23 protein-coding genes are annotated in these 18383 nt (G+C 42.1%); 15 read left to right on the top strand and 8 right to left on the bottom strand.

The features are described from left to right. Window positions 1–134 precede the first annotated feature (134 nt). The 4 genes from Q0081_RS30500 (at window position 135) to Q0081_RS30485 (ending at window position 2682) form a co-directional block, all read left to right on the top strand. A complete protein-coding gene (locus tag Q0081_RS30500) occupies window positions 135–1133 on the top strand; it encodes an adenylate/guanylate cyclase domain-containing protein (protein WP_298362591.1) in 999 nt (332 codons plus the stop codon). An 11-nt stretch (window positions 1134–1144) separates the two neighbouring features. Then, on the top strand, window positions 1145–1756 hold the full coding sequence (locus Q0081_RS30495) for a TMEM175 family protein (RefSeq protein WP_298362588.1): 612 nt from the start codon (window positions 1145–1147) through the stop codon (window positions 1754–1756). Window positions 1757–1861: 105 nt separating this feature from the next. Continuing rightward, window positions 1862–2089 carry a hypothetical protein gene (locus Q0081_RS30490; RefSeq protein WP_298362585.1) on the top strand — a complete coding sequence of 76 codons (228 nt, stop codon included), beginning with the start codon at window positions 1862–1864 and terminating at the stop codon, window positions 2087–2089. Window positions 2090–2241: 152 nt separating this feature from the next. After that, window positions 2242–2682 carry a hypothetical protein gene (locus tag Q0081_RS30485; protein WP_298362582.1) on the top strand — a complete coding sequence of 147 codons (441 nt, stop codon included), beginning with the start codon at window positions 2242–2244 and terminating at the stop codon, window positions 2680–2682. Between the two features lie 49 nt (window positions 2683–2731). Here Q0081_RS30485 and Q0081_RS30480 read toward each other — a convergent pair whose 3' ends face one another. Beyond that, a complete protein-coding gene (locus tag Q0081_RS30480; RefSeq protein ID WP_298362579.1) occupies window positions 2732–2863 on the bottom strand; it encodes a hypothetical protein in 132 nt (43 codons plus the stop codon). A gap of 51 nt (window positions 2864–2914) precedes the next feature. Here Q0081_RS30480 and Q0081_RS30475 point away from each other — a divergent pair, with 51 nt between their 5' ends. From Q0081_RS30475 to Q0081_RS30450, 6 genes are all read left to right on the top strand, one after another. Continuing rightward, on the top strand, window positions 2915–3130 hold the full coding sequence (locus Q0081_RS30475) for a hypothetical protein (protein WP_298362577.1): 216 nt from the start codon (window positions 2915–2917) through the stop codon (window positions 3128–3130). A 1-nt stretch (window position 3131) separates the two neighbouring features. After that, the gene (locus tag Q0081_RS30470) at window positions 3132–3614 is read left to right on the top strand and encodes a hypothetical protein (RefSeq protein WP_298362575.1); all 483 of its coding nucleotides are present in this window, start codon (window positions 3132–3134) and stop codon (window positions 3612–3614) included. 39 nt (window positions 3615–3653) lie between these two features. Beyond that, entirely contained in the window at window positions 3654–4094 is a 441-nt protein-coding gene (locus Q0081_RS30465) for a hypothetical protein (RefSeq protein WP_298362572.1), read from the top strand. 48 nt (window positions 4095–4142) lie between these two features. Next, the gene (locus Q0081_RS30460) at window positions 4143–4370 is read left to right on the top strand and encodes a hypothetical protein (protein WP_298362569.1); all 228 of its coding nucleotides are present in this window, start codon (window positions 4143–4145) and stop codon (window positions 4368–4370) included. A gap of 45 nt (window positions 4371–4415) precedes the next feature. Then, window positions 4416–7778 (top strand): DEAD/DEAH box helicase, encoded by a 3363-nt coding sequence (locus Q0081_RS30455; protein WP_298362566.1) that lies wholly within the window; start codon window positions 4416–4418, stop codon window positions 7776–7778. A 159-nt stretch (window positions 7779–7937) separates the two neighbouring features. Next, a complete protein-coding gene (locus tag Q0081_RS30450) occupies window positions 7938–8378 on the top strand; it encodes an SRPBCC domain-containing protein (RefSeq protein ID WP_298362563.1) in 441 nt (146 codons plus the stop codon). A 59-nt stretch (window positions 8379–8437) separates the two neighbouring features. Here Q0081_RS30450 and Q0081_RS30445 read toward each other — a convergent pair whose 3' ends face one another. The 4 genes from Q0081_RS30445 to Q0081_RS30435 form a co-directional block, all read right to left on the bottom strand. After that, on the bottom strand, window positions 8438–9160 hold the full coding sequence (locus Q0081_RS30445) for an alpha/beta hydrolase (protein ID WP_298362560.1): 723 nt from the start codon (window positions 9158–9160) through the stop codon (window positions 8438–8440). A gap of 230 nt (window positions 9161–9390) precedes the next feature. Continuing rightward, the gene (locus tag Q0081_RS32045) at window positions 9391–9642 is read right to left on the bottom strand and encodes a transposase (protein WP_409034110.1); all 252 of its coding nucleotides are present in this window, start codon (window positions 9640–9642) and stop codon (window positions 9391–9393) included. Between the two features lie 50 nt (window positions 9643–9692). After that, window positions 9693–9998 (bottom strand): hypothetical protein, encoded by a 306-nt coding sequence (locus Q0081_RS30440; RefSeq protein WP_298362557.1) that lies wholly within the window; start codon window positions 9996–9998, stop codon window positions 9693–9695. Next, window positions 9995–10213, bottom strand: coding sequence for a hypothetical protein (locus Q0081_RS30435; RefSeq protein ID WP_298362554.1), 219 nt, complete (start codon window positions 10211–10213; stop codon window positions 9995–9997). The genes Q0081_RS30440 and Q0081_RS30435 overlap by 4 nt, the downstream gene beginning before the upstream one ends. A gap of 488 nt (window positions 10214–10701) precedes the next feature. Here Q0081_RS30435 and Q0081_RS30430 point away from each other — a divergent pair, with 488 nt between their 5' ends. Together Q0081_RS30430 and Q0081_RS30425 are read left to right on the top strand one after the other, a co-directional pair. Further along, entirely contained in the window at window positions 10702–11637 is a 936-nt protein-coding gene (locus Q0081_RS30430) for a bestrophin family protein (RefSeq protein WP_298362551.1), read from the top strand. A 162-nt stretch (window positions 11638–11799) separates the two neighbouring features. Then, window positions 11800–12345, top strand: coding sequence for an NAD(P)-binding domain-containing protein (locus Q0081_RS30425; protein ID WP_310586552.1), 546 nt, complete (start codon window positions 11800–11802; stop codon window positions 12343–12345). Between the two features lie 59 nt (window positions 12346–12404). On the opposite strand, the gene Q0081_RS30420 is transcribed toward Q0081_RS30425, so the two are convergent. The 3 genes from Q0081_RS30420 to Q0081_RS30410 all read right to left on the bottom strand — a co-directional run bounded on the left by Q0081_RS30420 (window position 12405) and on the right by Q0081_RS30410 (window position 16243). Next, window positions 12405–12815, bottom strand: a complete 411-nt coding sequence (locus Q0081_RS30420; RefSeq protein ID WP_298362547.1) for an HNH endonuclease — start codon at window positions 12813–12815, stop codon at window positions 12405–12407. Beyond that, window positions 12812–13048 carry a hypothetical protein gene (locus Q0081_RS30415; protein ID WP_298362544.1) on the bottom strand — a complete coding sequence of 79 codons (237 nt, stop codon included), beginning with the start codon at window positions 13046–13048 and terminating at the stop codon, window positions 12812–12814. Before Q0081_RS30415 ends, Q0081_RS30420 begins: the two co-directional genes overlap by 4 nt. A gap of 78 nt (window positions 13049–13126) precedes the next feature. Beyond that, window positions 13127–16243 carry a cyclic nucleotide-binding domain-containing protein gene (locus Q0081_RS30410; RefSeq protein WP_298362541.1) on the bottom strand — a complete coding sequence of 1039 codons (3117 nt, stop codon included), beginning with the start codon at window positions 16241–16243 and terminating at the stop codon, window positions 13127–13129. Window positions 16244–16347: 104 nt separating this feature from the next. Between Q0081_RS30410 and Q0081_RS31755 the strand changes: the two genes are divergently transcribed. The 3 genes from Q0081_RS31755 to Q0081_RS30400 are packed head-to-tail and all read left to right on the top strand — an operon-like array spanning window position 16348 to window position 18353. Beyond that, window positions 16348–17241 carry a hypothetical protein gene (locus tag Q0081_RS31755; RefSeq protein ID WP_310586551.1) on the top strand — a complete coding sequence of 298 codons (894 nt, stop codon included), beginning with the start codon at window positions 16348–16350 and terminating at the stop codon, window positions 17239–17241. Continuing rightward, window positions 17195–17743 (top strand): ATP-binding protein, encoded by a 549-nt coding sequence (locus tag Q0081_RS31750; RefSeq protein ID WP_310586550.1) that lies wholly within the window; start codon window positions 17195–17197, stop codon window positions 17741–17743. Before Q0081_RS31755 ends, Q0081_RS31750 begins: the two co-directional genes overlap by 47 nt. Window positions 17744–17765: 22 nt before the next feature. Next, the gene (locus Q0081_RS30400) at window positions 17766–18353 is read left to right on the top strand and encodes a hypothetical protein (protein WP_298362537.1); all 588 of its coding nucleotides are present in this window, start codon (window positions 17766–17768) and stop codon (window positions 18351–18353) included. Window positions 18354–18383 lie beyond the last annotated feature (30 nt).

The raw sequence follows: 18383 nt of genomic DNA, 5'->3' as shown, positions 1-18383 counted from the left end.
CCGATAGGACGTGATAACAGCTTCCGTCCCGGCGAGGGTCGTCCAACTCAAAGAAAAATTCAGCTACATTCATTTCCCAAAGGTCGGGCTAACTTACCACTTCATGCAATTGCCCTAAAAGCGATTTGGAATTGTTGATTAAACAAAAATTTCGACGTAAAATCCGCGAGGGCTCGTATGAGTTTTACTTTGCACACAACGGCGCAGAAGCCATTCAGGTGTTGCAACAGGAGTCCAATATTGACTTGGTCCTGAGCGACATTAATATGCCCATTATGGACGGGCTTACTCTTTTGAGTAAAATCAGCGAATTAAGTCCAATTATCAAAGTAGTGATGGTATCGGCTTACGGTGATATGGACAATATCCGGATAGCCATGAATCGCGGCGCGTTTGATTTTGTTTGTAAACCCGTCAATTTTGAAGATTTGGAAGTGACGGTAGAAAAAACAATCCAACACGTTCAACAACTGCGCGATACGCTGCAAGCCATCAAAGAGAACAACATTCTGCGGATGTACGTGGATGAAAACGTGCTCAGTTTCATGAACCGTCGGGAATTTGAATCTTCACTGATGGCCAATGAAGTGGTGGAAGCAACCGTTGTTTTCATGGATATTTGCGGTTTTACGGCGATTACCGAAAACGTGGATGCCGATACCGTCGTACAACTGATCAATAAATACTTTGACGTGATGGTCAAAGAAATCATTGCCCAAAATGGCCACGTGGATAAATTCATGGGCGACGCCGTCATGGCTGTTTTTCGGGGAGAATATCACTTGGACCACGCCATTGAAGCCGCTTTGGCGGTCAGAAGCCACATTCAGTCCATCGAAGAAAATCTGCTCAATCATACGACTTACATGCCGCGCGTGGCAATTGGCATCAATTCGGGCGAGATGATTTCGGGCAATATCGGCTCAGTCTCACTAAGGCGTTTGGATTATACAGTTATTGGCGATACGGTCAACGTAGCACAACGGTTTCAATCGGTAGCCAAGCCGAACCAGATTGTGATTGGACATGAAGCCTATCTAAAAGTCAAAGAATCGTTTAATTGCCAACCTATCGGCGAGGTAAATTTAAAAAACAAGGCGCTTCCTCTGATGGTCTACGAGGTATTGGAATAGTAAAACTCTCTATGTCACGTTATAATAAAATTGCAGGCCAAAGAGTACAGCGAATTGAAGCACTGAGCGACGGTGTTTTTTCGATCGCCATGACTTTGTTGGTTTTCAACCTAAAAGATCCCGTGGGTGGGTTAGTACAATCTGACACGCAACTTCTTCATGCCCTTTATGATACCCTTCCAGAATTGCTCACTTATTTTCTGAGTTTTATGACGTTGGGAATCTTTTGGACAGGGCAATCAACCCAATTTGCCTATATCGAAAAGTACGACCGAAATCTCAATTGGATTTCACTTTTCTTTTTATTATTTGTAGCCATATTACCCTTTACTACGGGAATTTTGCGCAGCCATATTACCAACAAAGTATCTATAGGAATCTATTGGCTCAATATTTTAGCCCTTGGCTGTTTGTTGCTGATTCATTGGCAATATGCTTATAAGCATCACTGCCTCACTTTTCGAGAAAACAACGGTGAAACCATCCACAAAGCAGTAGTACACCGAATTTTCACGGCCCAAACCCTATACACTTGTGGAGCAGCGGAAAAAGAAACCATCGGAACAACGCGCAAAACTCAGCCCAAACCCTATACACTTGTGGAGCAGCCCTTTGTTTTGTGAATACTTATTTAAGCATAATTGTCATTATTTTGATTCAGTTAAATTATGCGCTTGCCCTTTTCAGCTCCAAAACACTTAAATGATTTATAGCAACTTGCTCAGCAATTGGATACGACTGTTGCCTGTCCCGAAATGTTAGCTACGGGAAGCGCCAGTACTGTTTATTTGTGCCACCCTTTTCTTGTTTATGTAGCTCAAGCGCATCACGGTACGTATCCAAAGTTTATGGCCCAACCACCGCTTTTACCCGCCAAAGAGTTCAATCTTCAACGCCCTGATGGACATTATACTCCGGTAGAAATAGCGATTTTGAAAGGAATTGGCAAGATGTAATCCATTGATTTTAAGTACTATTTCGCTAAAAAACATCTTTTTTTACCAAGATCGCCCAATTACCCATTGACCGGCATTATTGTTTAGAGATAAACGCAGGGGTCTGTAACCACCACAGAACCAGTAAAAGCCGTTTAAATCTTACAAAAACAATGGAAACCTATAAATTCAATATCAACATCAACGCTCCCAAACAAAAAGTATGGGATGTGCTGTGGGAAGAAGCTATGTATTCTCAATGGTCGAGTGTATTTAACGAAGGTGCCGATGGCGTTCCGGACCTGAAAGAAGGCAGTAAATTATTGTTTCTTGACGCTGACAATCACGACCTAATGAGTAAAGTGGGTACCCGCATTGAAAACAGCCAGATGACCTTCAAATATTTGGGCGAAGCCGTCTCAGGAGTTGAATATACTGCTAATCAGGAGATTGAACAATGGAAAGGAACCACTGAAAGTTTTACACTGAATGAAAACAATGGGGTAACGGAACTGAAAGTGGAGGTAAGCGCCACGGATGAATACAAAGACTATTTTCATACCGTTTTTCCTAAGGCTTTAAAAATGGTAAAACAGCTCGCCGAGGAATCCTAAATGGAAAGGTGCAATGGGTAAAAAAAGCCATTGATACTCGTTGATTTTTTTAATTGCTCTCCGATTTTAGATAGTTTGCCATATCTGGTACCTTTTTTCTTGTCGTTGGTGTTTTACCAACGACACCTTTTTTTTGATATTCTGCCCCTCCATTGATATCAATGTCGGGTTGTTTGCTCATGCTTCCTCGATGGTTTTTTATTACATTTGCTGAAATGATACGCTTTTTAGCATGGAAATTCAATTTTTAGGACAAGGGTACGAACCAATATCCGAACTTTCAGTAGGCAATTTTCTTCTTAAATTTTTTACAGACAAAGATTTTCACACATTTACGGGTATTACAGCATTCACCAGTCAAACAGCTGTAAAAGGTTTTGAAGACCTTATTAAAATGGTCAAAGAGCAAAAGTTCCTTCTAAGAGTACTTGGATATATAGCTAAATAATATGCTTAAACTTTATTCGACAGACAATAAGAAATTTCTCAAAACAGTTCATAAATCAGAAGCCGAACTGAATAAATTTCTATGTGAGAATTGGGGAATTTTTTTTTCTCAATATACTTTTATAAAAAGTGAGTTTACCCTTGATGGTAACGTCAGAGGTAAGGGCAGTTCGGGAAGAGTAGATATTCTTGCTTTTAATCCGAAATCAAACAAGTTCGTAATTTTTGAACTAAAGAAAGATTTTGATAAAAATATTCGAAATCAAGTAAGTGATTACAAAGATTTCATTGAAGATAACTTTGCAAGAATATACCTGCTTGCTACTCAGAAATACGGAGCTGTGATGCCAAAGTATGAGATTGTTTTAGAAGATAGTATAGAAGTTGTAATGATTGCTCAATCTTTTTCAATCAACGATATTGAAAAAGCAAAGAAAAGTAAAAATGAAATTACACTTATTAAATATTTATGGTTTGAAAATTAACTTTTATTAATCGACTACCTAAACAATGACCCCGATGACTTGATTGAGAAAGAAAATGCAGAAAAAATTAGAAGAATCAAGTCAATTATTGACAATAAACCTGAATTGGCTGATGTTGATTCTTTTTTATTTGGCAAAGAAGAGGCACAAAGTTTATTTAGGATTTTTTATGAATCTTTGAAAAAAATTAGCGATGTAGGATTGGAAGTTCAATCTTCGAAAATTAAGGTAATATTTAATAAAGAAACGTTTTCCATTATTGGATATGCAGGTAAAACTGGAAGAAAATGTTTTTTAGTTATTAATACAAATATTCATGCGATAGTTGAATTAGGGGATATAGTTGATGATCGCGTACGACCTGGAAAAAAGAGAAAAGGAAGTATTGGTGGTGAACGTTATGAGGTTTTTATTACTTCAGAAGATGACCTCTTAAAAATGCTTTCTGTAATTGACATTAATTATAAAAATATGGCATAGATTTTACAAAAATATACTAAATTAATAGGCGATTTACTTTTAGAGTTAATGCCCAATGAAACAGAAAAAATTTTATTACCCTATAACACAGATAATGCTGCTTTACTTTTACAAATTGATGCATTAATTCGTGATAAAACTGATATTGAGGAAGTTCTAAAAATTACAAACAAAATAATTTTGGAAGACCATTATGGCTTGACACTCAGAGAAATTGAGCTTGCCCATAACATTTGGAAAAAACTTTCTCAAAGACGATTGAATAGAGGTAAATAGAAAAACAATCATGTTTTCTAACTCACTGTGACTCATACATCATTCATGAGAGAGCATCCCAACGAGTACATTCTTGAGAATACATCCATTGCAGTCCTGACCTATTCTGATTTGCTTAAACACAGTTCCGACTTTATTGATACCGGAACAAGGGGCTTTTTTGATATTCAGCCCACCTCCATTGATATCAACGTCGGGCTGTTTGCTCATGCTTCCTCAACAATTGCTTTTCCTACCGTATCCGTTTCTCAAATCGAAAATTCCGTCATTCTTTCCTGCCCCTGCAAAGCCCCGAAAAAGAAAATGTGTGAGCATCAGGTGCAGGTTTTGTATAACATCATCGACCGCCCTTATCTGCGTATTTTCTTTGATGCTGCGTTGCGACAAGCCAAAATGCGACAGGTGGTGAAAGATTACGGTTTGGAAGATGAAACCAACTTGGATGATTTCTTTTACGTAGAATACCTCCAAAAATCAGTCGAAATAAAGCCCAAGCTCAAAGACTTATTTCCCCTGAATAAAGCCACCAATGACTATTTTCGGGAACATTTATTGCCCCAAAAACAGGCTTTATTGGCGGGAAGGGCCAATGAATTATCGAACACCAAAATGGCTGTTGTCTTCAGAAAACATAAATACTACGAACGGTTTGGGGCGGAGCTTTTTGAGGGACAGGTGAGCCGGGACGGGAAGCTTAAAAACCCCGTCACCCCCGTAGACCCGTTGAATTTAATTTGGAAAACGGAACATTTGGAAGAGGCAAAATTCTATACAGCTATCTCCAAATTTCAGCAACATTTTACGACCGATAAAACGGCATCAGTTCTCGAAGCCTTAAAAGTGATTGTTAAAAATCCGTTGAATTTGGACGTGTATTATCACGACGGCAGCGTGTCGGACAATGTCACTGCTAACTCCATTGTGCCGGTTCAATTGCGAAAAAACGCCATCGAAATTACCCTTACTGTTGACCAACGAAAACAGTTTTACGAAATCACGGGCGAATTGATGCTGAACGACAAAGCTCATCCGTTAAAAACCCTGAATATCAAGTACGATTACTTTATTCACCTCGGTACTACGCTGTATTTGGTCACCAATCCGAACCTACTTCGCGTCATTCAATTTTTCAAAAAGAGCAATCCGATTCTATTGATTCATGCGTCCAAATACGACGAGTTTCGGGAGACGATTTTGGCAGAATTGGAGCACCAAATCAGTATTCGTTACGCCTACCTGCGACCGGCCAACAAGACGCAACAGATTCAGTATGAGATAGACCGAACGATTGAGAAAATCATCTATCTGTCCGAACGTAACAACTATGTCATTCTCACGCCCGTCGTGAAATACGGCGCCATTGAAGTGCCCGTTTATTCCAAAAAACAACTGTTTGATACCGACCAAAACGGCAACGTATTTCAGGTTGAGCGCGACGAAGAAATGGAAATTCGTTTCACTTCGCTTGTCATCCAACAGCATCCCGATTTTGAGGAACAACTCTACGAAATGGACTATTTTTACCTGCACAAAGATCGGTTTCTGGACGAAGGTTGGTTTTTGGGAGCGTTTGAGGCGTGGCAAAAAGAGGGAATTGCCATTTTGGGCTTCAACGAACTGACCAACAACCGATTGAACGCCCACAAAGCACGCGTTTCTATCAGTGTCAGGAGCGGAATGGACTGGTTTGATACGTCGGTGGAAATCAAATACGGCAAACAAAAAGCCTCGCTGAAACAATTGCACAAGTCCATTAAGAATAAAAGCAAATACGTACAGTTGGGCGATGGCACAATGGGCATTTTGCCCGACGAATGGATGAAGAAAATCGCGGCCTTTTTTCAGGCAGGGGAAGTAGCCGAAGAAGTACTAAAAATCCCTAAAACCAACTTTACCGACATTGACACACTCTTTAACCAAGAAGCTCTCAGTCAGGAAGTAAAGGAAGAAATCGCTTTCTATTCTACCCAATTTGCATCCGTCGGAAAACTCAAAAAAGTACCCGTTCCGAAGGAGTTGAACGGCACCTTACGCGATTATCAAAAACAGGGACTCAACTGGCTGAATTTTCTGGACGAGCATAATTTTGGGGCCTGTCTTGCCGATGACATGGGCTTGGGAAAAACCATTCAAATCATTGCCTTTATCCTTTCGCAACGAGCCAAACACCCCAATACCACGAATTTGGTGGTGGTGCCCACTTCACTTCTTTTCAATTGGCAGGATGAATTGGCAAAATTTGCCCCGTCCATCCAATTGTTCACGCATTATGGTCAAACCCGCTTGAAAACCATCCGAGACTTTGAGTCGCATGAAGTGATTTTGACGACTTACGGTACGCTGCTTTCCGATATTTATTTCCTGAAAACTTTCCGGTTCAATTACGTTTTTCTGGACGAATCGCAGGCCATCAAAAACCCTGAATCACAGCGTTATAAAGCTGCTCGGCTTCTACAATCCAGAAACAAAGTGGTGTTGACGGGTACACCGATTGAAAACAACACCTTCGATATTTACGGGCAACTCTCCTTTGCCTGCCCAGGATTGTTGGGCAGCCGGCAGTTTTTCAAAGCCATTTACTCCTCCCCCATCGACAAATTTGAAGACAGTAAAAGAACCGCTCAGCTGCAAAAAAAGATTCAGCCTTTTATCCTGAGAAGAACAAAAAAACAAGTCGCCAAAGAGCTGCCTGACAAAACTGAAATGGTGATTTACTGCGAAATGGGCGACGAGCAGCGAAAAATATACGACATCTACGAGAAAGAATTGCGCGATTTTATCAACGGAAAATCCGAAGATGAAATTAAACGCAGCGGCATACACGTCCTGACGGGACTTACCAAATTACGACAGATATGCAACTCGCCGGCACTCCTGAAAGAAGAAGCCTATCAGGGGGATTTTTCGTCAAAAGTGGAGGTGTTGATGGAGCACATCGAAAACAAATCGGCCCAACACAAAATTCTGGTCTTTTCTCAGTTTGTGGGGATGCTCGACGTCATCAAGAAAGAATTGGAAACCAAGAATATCGCTTTTGAATACCTAACGGGCCAAACCAAAAACCGAGCGTCCAAAGTCAATGAGTTTCAAAACAACGACAGCGTACGCGTGTTTCTCATCAGTTTGAAAGCAGGCGGAATAGGATTAAATTTGACCGAAGCCGATTATGTCTATCTGGTTGACCCTTGGTGGAACCCTGCCGTTGAGAATCAGGCCATTGACCGCAGTCACCGCATTGGGCAAATCAAAAATGTGGTGGCCGTACGGTTGATTTGCCCCAATACCATCGAAGAAAAAGTAGTAAAATTGCAGCAATCCAAAACCAAATTGATAGGAGACCTCCTGAAATCAGACGAATCGATCCTAACCTCTTTTTCCAAAGATGATTTGCTGGGGTTGCTGGGTTAGGAGTGCACGGGTGAAAAAGCAAAGTACTATTCTTCATCAAAAAACATGTCGTAAACACCCCGTTACTTTGTCGTTTTTACACAACTGAAAAGAGCGTAAGCAGTGGTAAATTTGTAATGTCAAGAGACAGCAAATGAAAACCTTTTAAAACTGCAAACCATGGAAAAATTAGATTTCAGCATCGACATCAATGCCCCCAAAGAAAAAGTATGGGACGTACTTTGGAATGACGCCACCTATCCCCAATGGACCGCCGTATTTACGGAAGGCTCCCACGCCGAATCCGACTGGAAAGAAGGCAGCCAAATTCTGTTTTTAGATGGAAAAGGTGATGGCTTGTTCAGCAAGATTGAAACGCTTGAGGAAAACAATAAAATGGTCTTCAAGCATTTGGGCGAAATGTCCAAAAGGGTTCAAAAACCTTCCGACGAACAATCAATTCAATGGGAAGGCGCTACCGAAAGCTACTTCCTGAACGAAAACGACGGGGTAACAGAACTGGAAGTGGAGTTGTTTGGCATGGAGGAACACAAAGCGTATTTTGAATCAATGTTTCCCAAAGCATTGGAAGTGGTAAAACAATTGGCTGAGAACTCGTAACGCCTAAAAATGCAAAGGGGTCGCTCATACTGGCAACTCCTTTGCATTTTTAGGAATACCTATTTAGTCCACTCCAACATCAATTTCTTAAACTCACGTGCCCAAAAAGCCTCATTATGTCGGCCTTTGTCGCGCACAATCACCCTAAGATTGGTATCCGGTACCGCCGATTTTTTAAACGACCAATATACATTTTTCAAATCTCCTTCCATGGCTCGGCTTTCGGTTCGGCTGCCTACTACATAAAAGGAGTTATTCGTTAACGGCTTAGGCGGCTCGTAGTAGGTTATCTCAGGATTGAACCAGATGGAAGGCGAAAAAATACCCACTTTTCCAAAAACATCGGGGTAATTCATTCCTGCATAATGAGTTATCAATCCCCCCATCGAACTGCCCACCATCCAAGTGTGCTCCGGGGTAGTGTGAGTTCGGTAGTTTTGGTCAATAAAAGGTTTTAAATTTTCCGTAATAAACTTCAAATAAGCGCTTCCTTCAGCTACGTGGTTTTTGCGCGAAAAAGCCGAATACTCTTTCAGTCGCTCCATTTCGCCATTATCAATCCCAACCACAACTACCTGACGCTTAGCGGGCATTTTATCAATAATCTTATCCACGTACCAAGGCCGTCCGTACGCAGACTGAGTATCAAACAGATTTTGCCCATCGTGCATATAAATAACGGGGTATTTTCGCTCTTTGCGGTGATAGCTCGGTGGCAAATAGACCCTTACCTTCCGGTCTCTCCCCAGCTGTGAGATATGAAAATTATGATTAACAATCATTTTTTTGGTCTTTTCTTATGAACTGTGCCGTGAAAATGTATTTTTGTGGATTTTTATACATGACATAAGTTTACAATAGGCTGAAAGTCAAGGCTATTGAGGAGGCTATTTTGAATATGGTCTACCCCCCATCGAAAAACACTTTTAAGTTTTTGCCGGGTCTTATTTTTACATGTTTTAAGGGGGATGAGTTTATCGTTTTTAATAAGCCATTGCCCTGTTTTGACAGCCTAAATAAGTGCCATTGCTAAGACATAGAGTAATGTTTTGATTCTTTTCGAGTGATTGACAGGACAGTTTTCGATATTAAACCCTCTGGATTTTAGCATAGCAAACAAGCTCTCTATAGGCCACCTCTTACGATACACACTTGCCAAATCTTTTCGATAACTTTCAGAGGCAAGAATAAAGTACTCCTCCTTGTCGTTAGCTTGCTTTTTTTTGAGCTTGTGTCCAGACAAATAAAGCGATAATGCCCGCATCGGCGGTCCGAATCACTTTCAAGGGCTTCAAATAGGATGTTCTCAAATTATTACGGTTCGCCGCTGCGATCGAAAAGTGTATGTACTTTTTTGCCCTCTTTACCCCCTCTGACTAAGGTGTTTTTTTTCAAGCGAACACAAGCATTGACACCTGCTTTTTTACAATCCTCGAAAAAGTCTTTACTACCGCATCGGCGGTCCGACGAATTCCCTATCAGCGCAAAGCCACACCTGTTGGCCTGTTTTGAAACTAATCCACCTTTGAAAGCAATGAAACAAGGCTTTCTTGGTAATGTGACTGCTATGTCCATGACGAGTGCTACATTGCCACAATAAGGGAATACTAACCCCATCATACAGAATGCTTAACATCAAAACCTGTACCCACACCCCACGCATTTTCCACCGCTTCGGCGGTCCACTCGGTACGGTCTAAACTCAAATACACCTCTGATTCACAACCGCATAAGCCCCATACTACTTCAAAATAAATTTGTCCACTAAATCGAAATACACTTAAAAATCGCTGTAAGCAACGATATTTTGAGGAAAGTTGAGCTTCTCCGCTCATGCCTTTACTCCAATTACTGACGGGGCCGCCCGTGCGGTTTGCTATCGGATAGCTTCAATAATGCTATAATTAGTCTGCTAATCAACTTTAGGTGACGCTTATCACACTGAAAATGGCTCTCTATTTGCTTTTTTAACTCCATTTCAACCGCTTCGGCGGTCCGATTCTTGCATCGGGTGTATCTTTTTGGGAACTCGGAAGCCCAAAAATAAGCTCTTGAGCTTTGATACACCCACTTATGTCATGTATTAAGTTTTGTGAATATAAATGTAGCAGAAAATTTACGTTTCGAGCGCAGGTAAATAACTGAAAATGCGATAAGAAATTAAAAAAACATAATTATTATATCCCACTCCGTTCCAACCCATCAATTACCCTTTAAGATTTTTCTAATTTTTGAACAGTACTTAAAATTTTTCGGTTAATGACGAAAACACCCTATTGAAGTTCTGACCCTCTCCTTTTATAAAAACACACCCTAAACTCGCATGGTACTAAGAAAAAATTTCGACCTGAGAATTGTATTCTGGAACATTCGCCATGAAACAGGTATTACTTTAACAGTAGCCACCATTACTTGGCTCTTACACAAATTCGATGCCATAGAAATTGCACTGCCCTATAACATAGCCGGTATTTTGGGATCGGCATTGGCTATTTTTATTGCCTTCCGTAACCAAACCGCTTATGGACGTTGGTGGGAAGCGCGTACGATTTGGGGTGGCATTATTAACAACAGTCGAATTTTTGCTCGACAAATCATCGTCAATGCCGATAATGCATTGGGCACTGGAAAGGCAGGCAGCGAAGTGGTAGAAGCCTATAAAAAGGAAATGGTGTATCGCCAAATTGCCTTTGCGCACGCATTACGATTGCATTTAAGAAGGCAAAACAACTGGGAAGAGTTACAGCACTTACTTAGTGAGGAAGAGTACAACGCCCTACAGAAGGCACAAAACAAGCCTAATATGTTACTTCATAGGCAAGGCGTTCGTATCAAAGAAGCCATGAGAAATCAGATACTGGAAGTAAACGACAACCTCACGATGGAGCCCAATCTGGCCACCTTTAATAACTGGCAAGGGGCTTGTGAACGAATAAAAAATACGCCTCTGCCACGCAACTATCACTATTTTACTCGACTGTTTTTGTTTACATTTATTTTTATTTTACCTTTTAGTTTGATAAGTGATTTTAACAAAATGAATATTGATTACTTAGTAGTTCCTGTTAGTTTTATCATTTGCTTTGTGTTTTCAATCATGAATCGGGTGGGTGAAATTAACGAAGACCCCTTCGAAAACAAGTTACAGGATATTCCCATGACAGCTCTTTGTAACACCATTGAACGTGACTTAAAAGAACAATTGGGTGAGACAGATTTGCCAGAAAAATTAGAACCCGTAAAAGGCTTCTTGTTCTGATGATAATGAACAAACATGCACCCAGTAGTCAGTATTTGCCTTACAGATTTTACAAACAACCCCGTAACTAACTAATACACGAATGAAAATCGCAATCATCGGAGCAGGAGATGTAGGTGGAGCTTTGGCTACCCTACCCAATGGCAGAAAGCAGGACATACCATCGTAATTGGCGTACGAGATAGCCAAAGTCCCAAAGTTCAACAATTACTGAAAACAGCGCCTGAAATCATTTCCGCTTCTATTACAGACGCGGTAAGCCAATCGGATGAATCGGATGTGGTCCTGATTTCAACACCATCCAATGCTGTTTTTGACATTATTTCGCAACTGGGCGACGTTACCGGCAAAGTCATCATCGATGCCACTAACACTATGAGGGGAAAACCGGCTCCGTACGAATCGGTATATCAGGCCCTCACTGACAAAACCAACGCCGACGTTGTAAAATGCTTTAAATCAACGGGTTTTGTAAATCTTCAAAATCCGGTGTATGGGAGCGAAGGCATTGATATGTTTATGGCAGGCGATAGCCCCAAAGCCAAAGAAGTAGCCGTCCAATTGGCCAAAGACGCAGGTTTTGGTTCTTGTTTGGATTTTGGGACAGGTGATAAAGTAGCCTTATTGGAACAGATTGCAGTCATCTGGGTCAACCTTTGTATGGCCCAAGGAGAATGGAATTTGGCGTTTAAGGTTCTTAAAAGATAATTTCTCAGCAGTTCTGCCCCTTACAATCACAGATTTTTCGATACTTCTGTGATTGTATTTTAGGGATAACGACCTGCCTGCATTAACAATTGGCGAAGAATCAATAAATCAGGCTGATTGAAGCGAAAAATTTTAACACTGGCTTGGCCTATACGGGTTTTAGGCAGTATTTCACCTTCCCGGACTTCGAAATGCACTGTCCACTGATGAATTCGCGGGTTAAATAATATTACTATATCTTCAAAATTATCTAATAAAGTGGCAAAATCGGAGCCTTTATGCTGATTGCAATGGGGGCAGGCAAAAGCTAAATTATCAATAGCATTGTTTCCACCGTGCTTTAGGGGTATAACATGGTCAATTTCAAAAGACAGAAACATATTATCGGCATGAATCCGGCAATATTCACAGCGATAGTTTGCTCGCTCAGCTACTAAACGGCGTACTTTTTCGGAGATACCCCGCCTCATTTGACAAGCAAGATATGTGCACGCGCTTTAGCAAGGCTGATAAATAAATCAAGTGCCAAAAAACGCTCTAAATCAGCCGCTTCGTCAACGCTGATTGTTCCCTGTTTTTTAAGCATAACCAATTTTTCAACTTCCTCCGACATTTGTCGAGATGCTTTTAAAGCAACAACCTTCTCTGGATTCATTTGCGCAACCATAGTTGCCACATCTCCAAATGCTTCTGTTATGCTCATTTTTTTAATTTTTTAGCGTTTAACCACCTTAACAAAGATAAAAGAAATGGGTTAATTTTTGCAGTACTTCCTTTTTATCTACTTCATAGACAGCGCTCTTAGTTTTGTATTCTGATTACGAATGCGTTGGCAAAGAATCCGAATGATATTGCGCAATACCTCGCCGCGCTCGTCCATGAGGTCATAAAAATCACCTTGGTCAATGCGGAAAAGCTGCACATCGCTGAGGGTAGTTACAGCAGCCGAACGCGGCTCGGCATCCAGTAACGCCAACTCACCGAAAACATCACCGCGGCCAAATGTTGCCAATTGTACTCCGCCATCATAGATTCCCACTCTGCCGTCGTAAATCACGAACATACTCGTTCCCAAATCCCCCTTTTCAAATATAGTTTGACCTTCGAGATAGCTCACTTCTTTCATGATAGGAGCAATGCTGCTCAACACATTTTCGGGAGTTTCGGCAAATAAATCCGTGTTTTTCAATACCATTACCCGTTCCGTAATCGAAACCGTAGCGGTGGCAGAAGAATGACTCATGAGTTGTAAATCAGGATATTGAAATAATTTTTCGGGTGCCATACCTCGCAGGGCCAAGCGAATGGTCCAGTCGGTAAAATGTCGTGACCCTTTTTGAAGGATATATTCTTTGACAGATTCCTTTACGGTTAAAGCCCCTATTTGAAGGTCCATCAGGCGAATTTTGTCAGCATCCGATACATCATCAAGCAAAGCGTGGAGGCCTCCGTACACCTGACGCGGCACCAGATTTTCCAGCAATTCGAGAGAGTTGGCTCGCCGCTCGCGTGAACTGTGCAACACACTCGTTTGAGTGCTCAGGATAATGTCTTGGTCATACTGTTGCATCAATAAGCCAAAAATGCGTTGCACCACTACCTCCTGCTCGTAGTTCAGGCTATTTTTCAGATCCTGCTCAATGGTTTCGGTATGGCCATGCACCAATCGCTGCGCCAACTGAAACTCATCTTGAAGGAGTCGTTTGAAGACAGCCGCATTGCGTTTTGAATTAGGGTAATTTTTCAGGGCCTGCAACGCCGCCGTCCGTACCGAAACATCAGGACGCTGTACCAATTCCACCAACAATTCATGCGCCTCCTCCGATTGCATTTGGCCGCTAACCGCAATGATACGGCGGTCTAAAGTGGTTGATTTTCCATTCGCAATCTGTTTTCGTAACAATGGAATGGCCGTAGCTTCTGCTTGGGCTAAACTCCGGGCCGCATCGCGCCAATAGGGTTTATCGTTCAGTAAATCAACCAGTTTCTCGGTCAAAGTCGGGTGAAGCAAAGCCCCTGCGGTTTGAATCGCCGCCAACATAACTTCTTTGTTCGGATTGTCCAACGTTGTTTTTACAAAATCAGCGTATTGAACCAATTTCAGGGAACGAATAATATCCAACACGGCCAATTGGCTGTTGGTATGCGCATTTTTGGACATGGCTTCCAACGAAGTTTTTGCCGAAATATGCTGTAAATTTGTCTTCAGTAACCCTCTGACTGCCCCTTTCCGAACCATTAAATCTTCGTTATACAACAGTTCTTTACCCGCCTGTTCCGATTGCTGACTCACCAACCAAGCGGCCGTTTCGCGAAAAGGAGGGTACAAATCCTGCGTAGCTAGCGTTCGTAATTGGGCAGGTTTCAATTGAATCGCCAATTTTTCGGCCGTTTCAAGTGCTCTCAGCCGCACCTGATCATCGGGGTGAGCGACCAAATCAGTAATGTAACGATAGAGTTGATTGGAAGAGACGCTGCTTGGTCGGTTGGCAACCAACCATTCAATGGCATTGATGATTTCTTTGGGTTTGTCGCTGCGCAGGTTTTTCAACACAGCATGAACCGCTTCATCGGGAATTGCTAAATCTTCCACGGCCATAAACCGACGACTCAGGGCATCCTGAAGCGTATGCACATATTGACGATAGGTACGTCCCAAAAACCACAAGGCAAAGATGGCTCCCACGATAATTTCTTCCACCAAAAACCACTCACCGCCCTGCCATAAATGATGGCTCAAGTACAACATCAAGCCTCCGATACCCAATCCAAGCGGCTCGTAAAAACCTTTGGCAAGGGTATGTCCCCGCAAACGTTGATGCGTGGAAAGCGGTTGAAACAGCACCAAAAACACAGGATCAAACAAAGCACGACGTACCACCTCAAACCCTAAATACACCAAACAATACGCCACCAATTGGATGGATTCGTCGGATTGTAAAAAGAAGACTCCGCTTAAAAACAGAGCCGCGCCCAAACCGCCCACCGGCAACAGCGCCAATACCCGATTGATTCCAAAATATTCAATGGTTTGGCGAGAAACGACGAGTTTGACAAAAGTCGCCAACAAATAAGTAAGCGTCAAAACACCTCCCAGATAGGTCATTACTTCGGCCTGACTGTGAAGCTTGTATTTTACGTTGATAAAAAACGCGTATTCTACCCCCGTTGCCATGATAGCTACGGCGGTGAGGCTCAGGCACATCGCAAAAATCAATTGACTTCCTCCAAATAATTGGGTAATCAACCGAGGCATGGGCCGGCGTTGAAGCGGCGCAGGGGCGTGGGCTGTGGATACATGATGGGAACGAAAGGTCAATACGGCAGTATACATAGCCGCCCAAAAGAACCCAAAAGCCAGAAAAAGTAAAAGAAGCAATTCTGTATGCCCGTGAATCAGTACGGCCAACATCCCTCCCAAGGCTTTGGCAGGCATATCGCCCGCACTGATAACCCCAAAAAGACGCTTGCTTTGTCGGACATCGAACACCACCGCCGATACGCCCCAAAACTCTAAGTTAGTAAGCAGGTAAATGGACCGAAATCCTACCATGATGGCCACTGCCGACGCCACGGAATGTCCAAAATTGACCAATACCAAGATAACCGCCGTCAGTGCAATAACCGTCCAAAGCACTCGTATCACCAAACGATCCAGTAAAAGATGGTGCTCAAAGTAGCTGTAAATCTTTCCGACGAGCATCATTCCTGCCGCCGAAGCCATGTAGGCTAAAGGCAAACTGGTTTCCGGGTGATTTTCGAGAAGAATGACATTAGAAGATACATAAATCAACATAATGCCGAATCCCAGAAAAAAATGATGCAAAAAAAACAGCCCGACAGTTCGAACTTCTTCGACCCTGATTCCTAACGAACGATAAAGTGGGTGAAAAGACATAGAAAGTAAGCAATATTGGGCAAAAATACGGATATTGGACAAAAAACAATGTTAAGTATCTTTGATTAAAAGTATTCTTCCCAAAACCTTATCACTTTACGGCTATGAGCTTTATCATACCCTTCCTGGTTGCATTTTTTTTGCTTCCTTTTACTCAAAAATTTCTGCAAACTGCGGAGCGCCTTCCCGAGTGGGACAATCGGATTAAATACGCCCGATTTATTGCTTTTGGGTTATTGGGTGTTCAGGTAGTCACAAGTTTTGACTACATTTCTCCGCCTGTTTTCTTCTTTTTGCTCCTGTTGGTTGCCATTCCTTCCTATTTACTGAAGGATAAAGTCGCAAACGCCCGTTTGATGTTCTGGATGATTGTGCCTTTGGGAATCATTTTTTTAATAGACAATCTGTTTGAGTTCTGGACGCCCAAATTTCACAATACCCACGACGGCTTTTTTGAGGCATCCAAAGGAATCGCTTTAACAGCGAGTTTTGTACTGGCACTCATGGCTCGCAATCAGCAAAAAGAACTCAATAAACAACGCCTCAAACTCGCTAAGGAAGAAGAAAACAACCGAATTTTGGAAGCGAAAAAGCTGGATTTGGAATACCAGGTGGCCGAACGTACGGCCGAACTTACCCAACAAAAAGAAGAACTTCAACACGCTCTTGAACACTTAAAGGAAACCCAGGAGCAATTGATTCAATCTGAAAAGCTAGCGTCTTTGGGAGAACTGACGGCGGGAATCGCCCACGAAATTCAGAATCCGCTGAATTTCGTCAACAACTTTTCGGAGGTTTCGGTCGAATTGATTGGAAGAGTTGAAAGAAGAAAGAGGGAAAGCCAAAGAAAAACGCGACGAGGAATTGGAAGAAGAAATATTGGGCGATATTATTCAAAACCTCCAAAAAATCAACCACCACGGGAAGCGTGCGGCGAGCATCGTGACGGGTATGCTGCAACACTCACGCGTCAGTTCAGGCAAAAAAGAATTGGCTGACCTCAACTCCCTTACCGATGAATACCTGCGACTGAGCTACCACGGCTTACGAGCCAAAGACAAATCATTTAACGCCCAGATTGTCACTGATTTTGACCCTAACGTACCCAAACTCGAAGTAATTCCGCAGGATTTGGGACGGGTTTTGTTGAATTTGATTAATAATGCGTTTTATGCCGTTCACAAGAAAAAACAGGAGATTTCAGAATCCGCGCAATCTGACCTGCCGACCGCCACGAACTACGAACCAACGGTTTGGGTAACCACAAAAAAAGTGGATAGCGAAATCCATATCTCCGTTAGAGATAACGGTACAGGTATTCCGGAAGAAGTGCAATCCAAAATCTTCCAACCTTTTTTCACCACCAAACCCACCGGTCAGGGTACAGGGCTTGGGTTGAGTTTGGCGTATGATATTGTGACCAAAGGCCATGGAGGGGAGATTGAAGTAGAAAGTGTGGAGGGAGGAGGGACGACGTTTGTGGTGAAGTTACCCATCTAAAATAACTAAAAGCCCGTTGATTATGAGATATTTGTTCCTTTTTATACTGTTTATTTCCTCCTGCTCTTTCGCTCAAAGAAGTGGGGTATCGTCCGATACTATATTTCATATCGACAGCTTACCGGCAAACGGCCTTTTGTTGAATAAAGGCTGGAAATGGCACGCGGGCGATAATCCCGAGTGGGCAAAGCCTGAATTTAATGATTCGAAGTGGGAGAATATTGACCCTATGAAAGACATCTTTGACCTACCAAAAGTCTCCAAGCAAGGTGATATCTTTTGGCTTCGCCTACCTCTCTTGGTGTCCGAAAGTGCCTCAAAAGAGGCATTGATTATGACTATCCGACAATCCGGCGCTTCTGAAGTATTCTTAAACGGCAAATTAATCCAACGTATCGGAGTTTTAAGTAAGGATAAAAGTCAAATCAAGGCATTTTCACCGGGTAGAGACCCTTTCAGTTTGCAAATGCAACCCAATCATCCACAAATTTTGGCGGTTCGATATGCCTTTCAGCCCAATATATTTCCCGCTGTAATATTTTGTGTGTTAACCCTTTTGTCCTGTTATTTTTGTTTTCAAAATCACAATTATGGCAAAAGTAAAAATTGAAATCACAACTGATATAGGCGAAACTGTTTT

Source organism: Runella sp. (assembly GCF_027484545.1).
Taxonomy (GTDB): domain Bacteria; phylum Bacteroidota; class Bacteroidia; order Cytophagales; family Spirosomataceae; genus Runella.
This window is presented reverse-complemented; position numbering and strand designations above follow the sequence as displayed.

Coding starts and splice junctions, on each gene's coding strand:
- Q0081_RS30435 (WP_298362554.1), bottom strand. CDS start 10,213: ATGAGCGGAGAAGCTCAACTTTCCTCAAAATATCGTTGCTTACAGCGA.
- Q0081_RS30445 (WP_298362560.1), bottom strand. CDS start 9,160: ATGATTGTTAATCATAATTTTCATATCTCACAGCTGGGGAGAGACCGG.
- Q0081_RS30440 (WP_298362557.1), bottom strand. CDS start 9,998: ATGATGGGGTTAGTATTCCCTTATTGTGGCAATGTAGCACTCGTCATG.
- Q0081_RS30495 (WP_298362588.1), top strand. CDS start 1,145: ATGTCACGTTATAATAAAATTGCAGGCCAAAGAGTACAGCGAATTGAA.
- Q0081_RS30410 (WP_298362541.1), bottom strand. CDS start 16,243: ATGTCTTTTCACCCACTTTATCGTTCGTTAGGAATCAGGGTCGAAGAA.
- Q0081_RS30400 (WP_298362537.1), top strand. CDS start 17,766: ATGAGATATTTGTTCCTTTTTATACTGTTTATTTCCTCCTGCTCTTTC.
- Q0081_RS30470 (WP_298362575.1), top strand. CDS start 3,132: ATGCTTAAACTTTATTCGACAGACAATAAGAAATTTCTCAAAACAGTT.
- Q0081_RS31755 (WP_310586551.1), top strand. CDS start 16,348: ATGAGCTTTATCATACCCTTCCTGGTTGCATTTTTTTTGCTTCCTTTT.
- Q0081_RS30450 (WP_298362563.1), top strand. CDS start 7,938: ATGGAAAAATTAGATTTCAGCATCGACATCAATGCCCCCAAAGAAAAA.
- Q0081_RS30480 (WP_298362579.1), bottom strand. CDS start 2,863: ATGAGCAAACAACCCGACATTGATATCAATGGAGGGGCAGAATATCAA.
- Q0081_RS30475 (WP_298362577.1), top strand. CDS start 2,915: ATGGAAATTCAATTTTTAGGACAAGGGTACGAACCAATATCCGAACTT.
- Q0081_RS30415 (WP_298362544.1), bottom strand. CDS start 13,048: ATGAGCATAACAGAAGCATTTGGAGATGTGGCAACTATGGTTGCGCAA.
- Q0081_RS30485 (WP_298362582.1), top strand. CDS start 2,242: ATGGAAACCTATAAATTCAATATCAACATCAACGCTCCCAAACAAAAA.
- Q0081_RS30460 (WP_298362569.1), top strand. CDS start 4,143: ATGCCCAATGAAACAGAAAAAATTTTATTACCCTATAACACAGATAAT.
- Q0081_RS32045 (WP_409034110.1), bottom strand. CDS start 9,642: ATGCGGGCATTATCGCTTTATTTGTCTGGACACAAGCTCAAAAAAAAG.
- Q0081_RS30455 (WP_298362566.1), top strand. CDS start 4,416: ATGAGAGAGCATCCCAACGAGTACATTCTTGAGAATACATCCATTGCA.
- Q0081_RS31750 (WP_310586550.1), top strand. CDS start 17,195: ATGCTGCAACACTCACGCGTCAGTTCAGGCAAAAAAGAATTGGCTGAC.
- Q0081_RS30420 (WP_298362547.1), bottom strand. CDS start 12,815: ATGAGGCGGGGTATCTCCGAAAAAGTACGCCGTTTAGTAGCTGAGCGA.
- Q0081_RS30430 (WP_298362551.1), top strand. CDS start 10,702: ATGGTACTAAGAAAAAATTTCGACCTGAGAATTGTATTCTGGAACATT.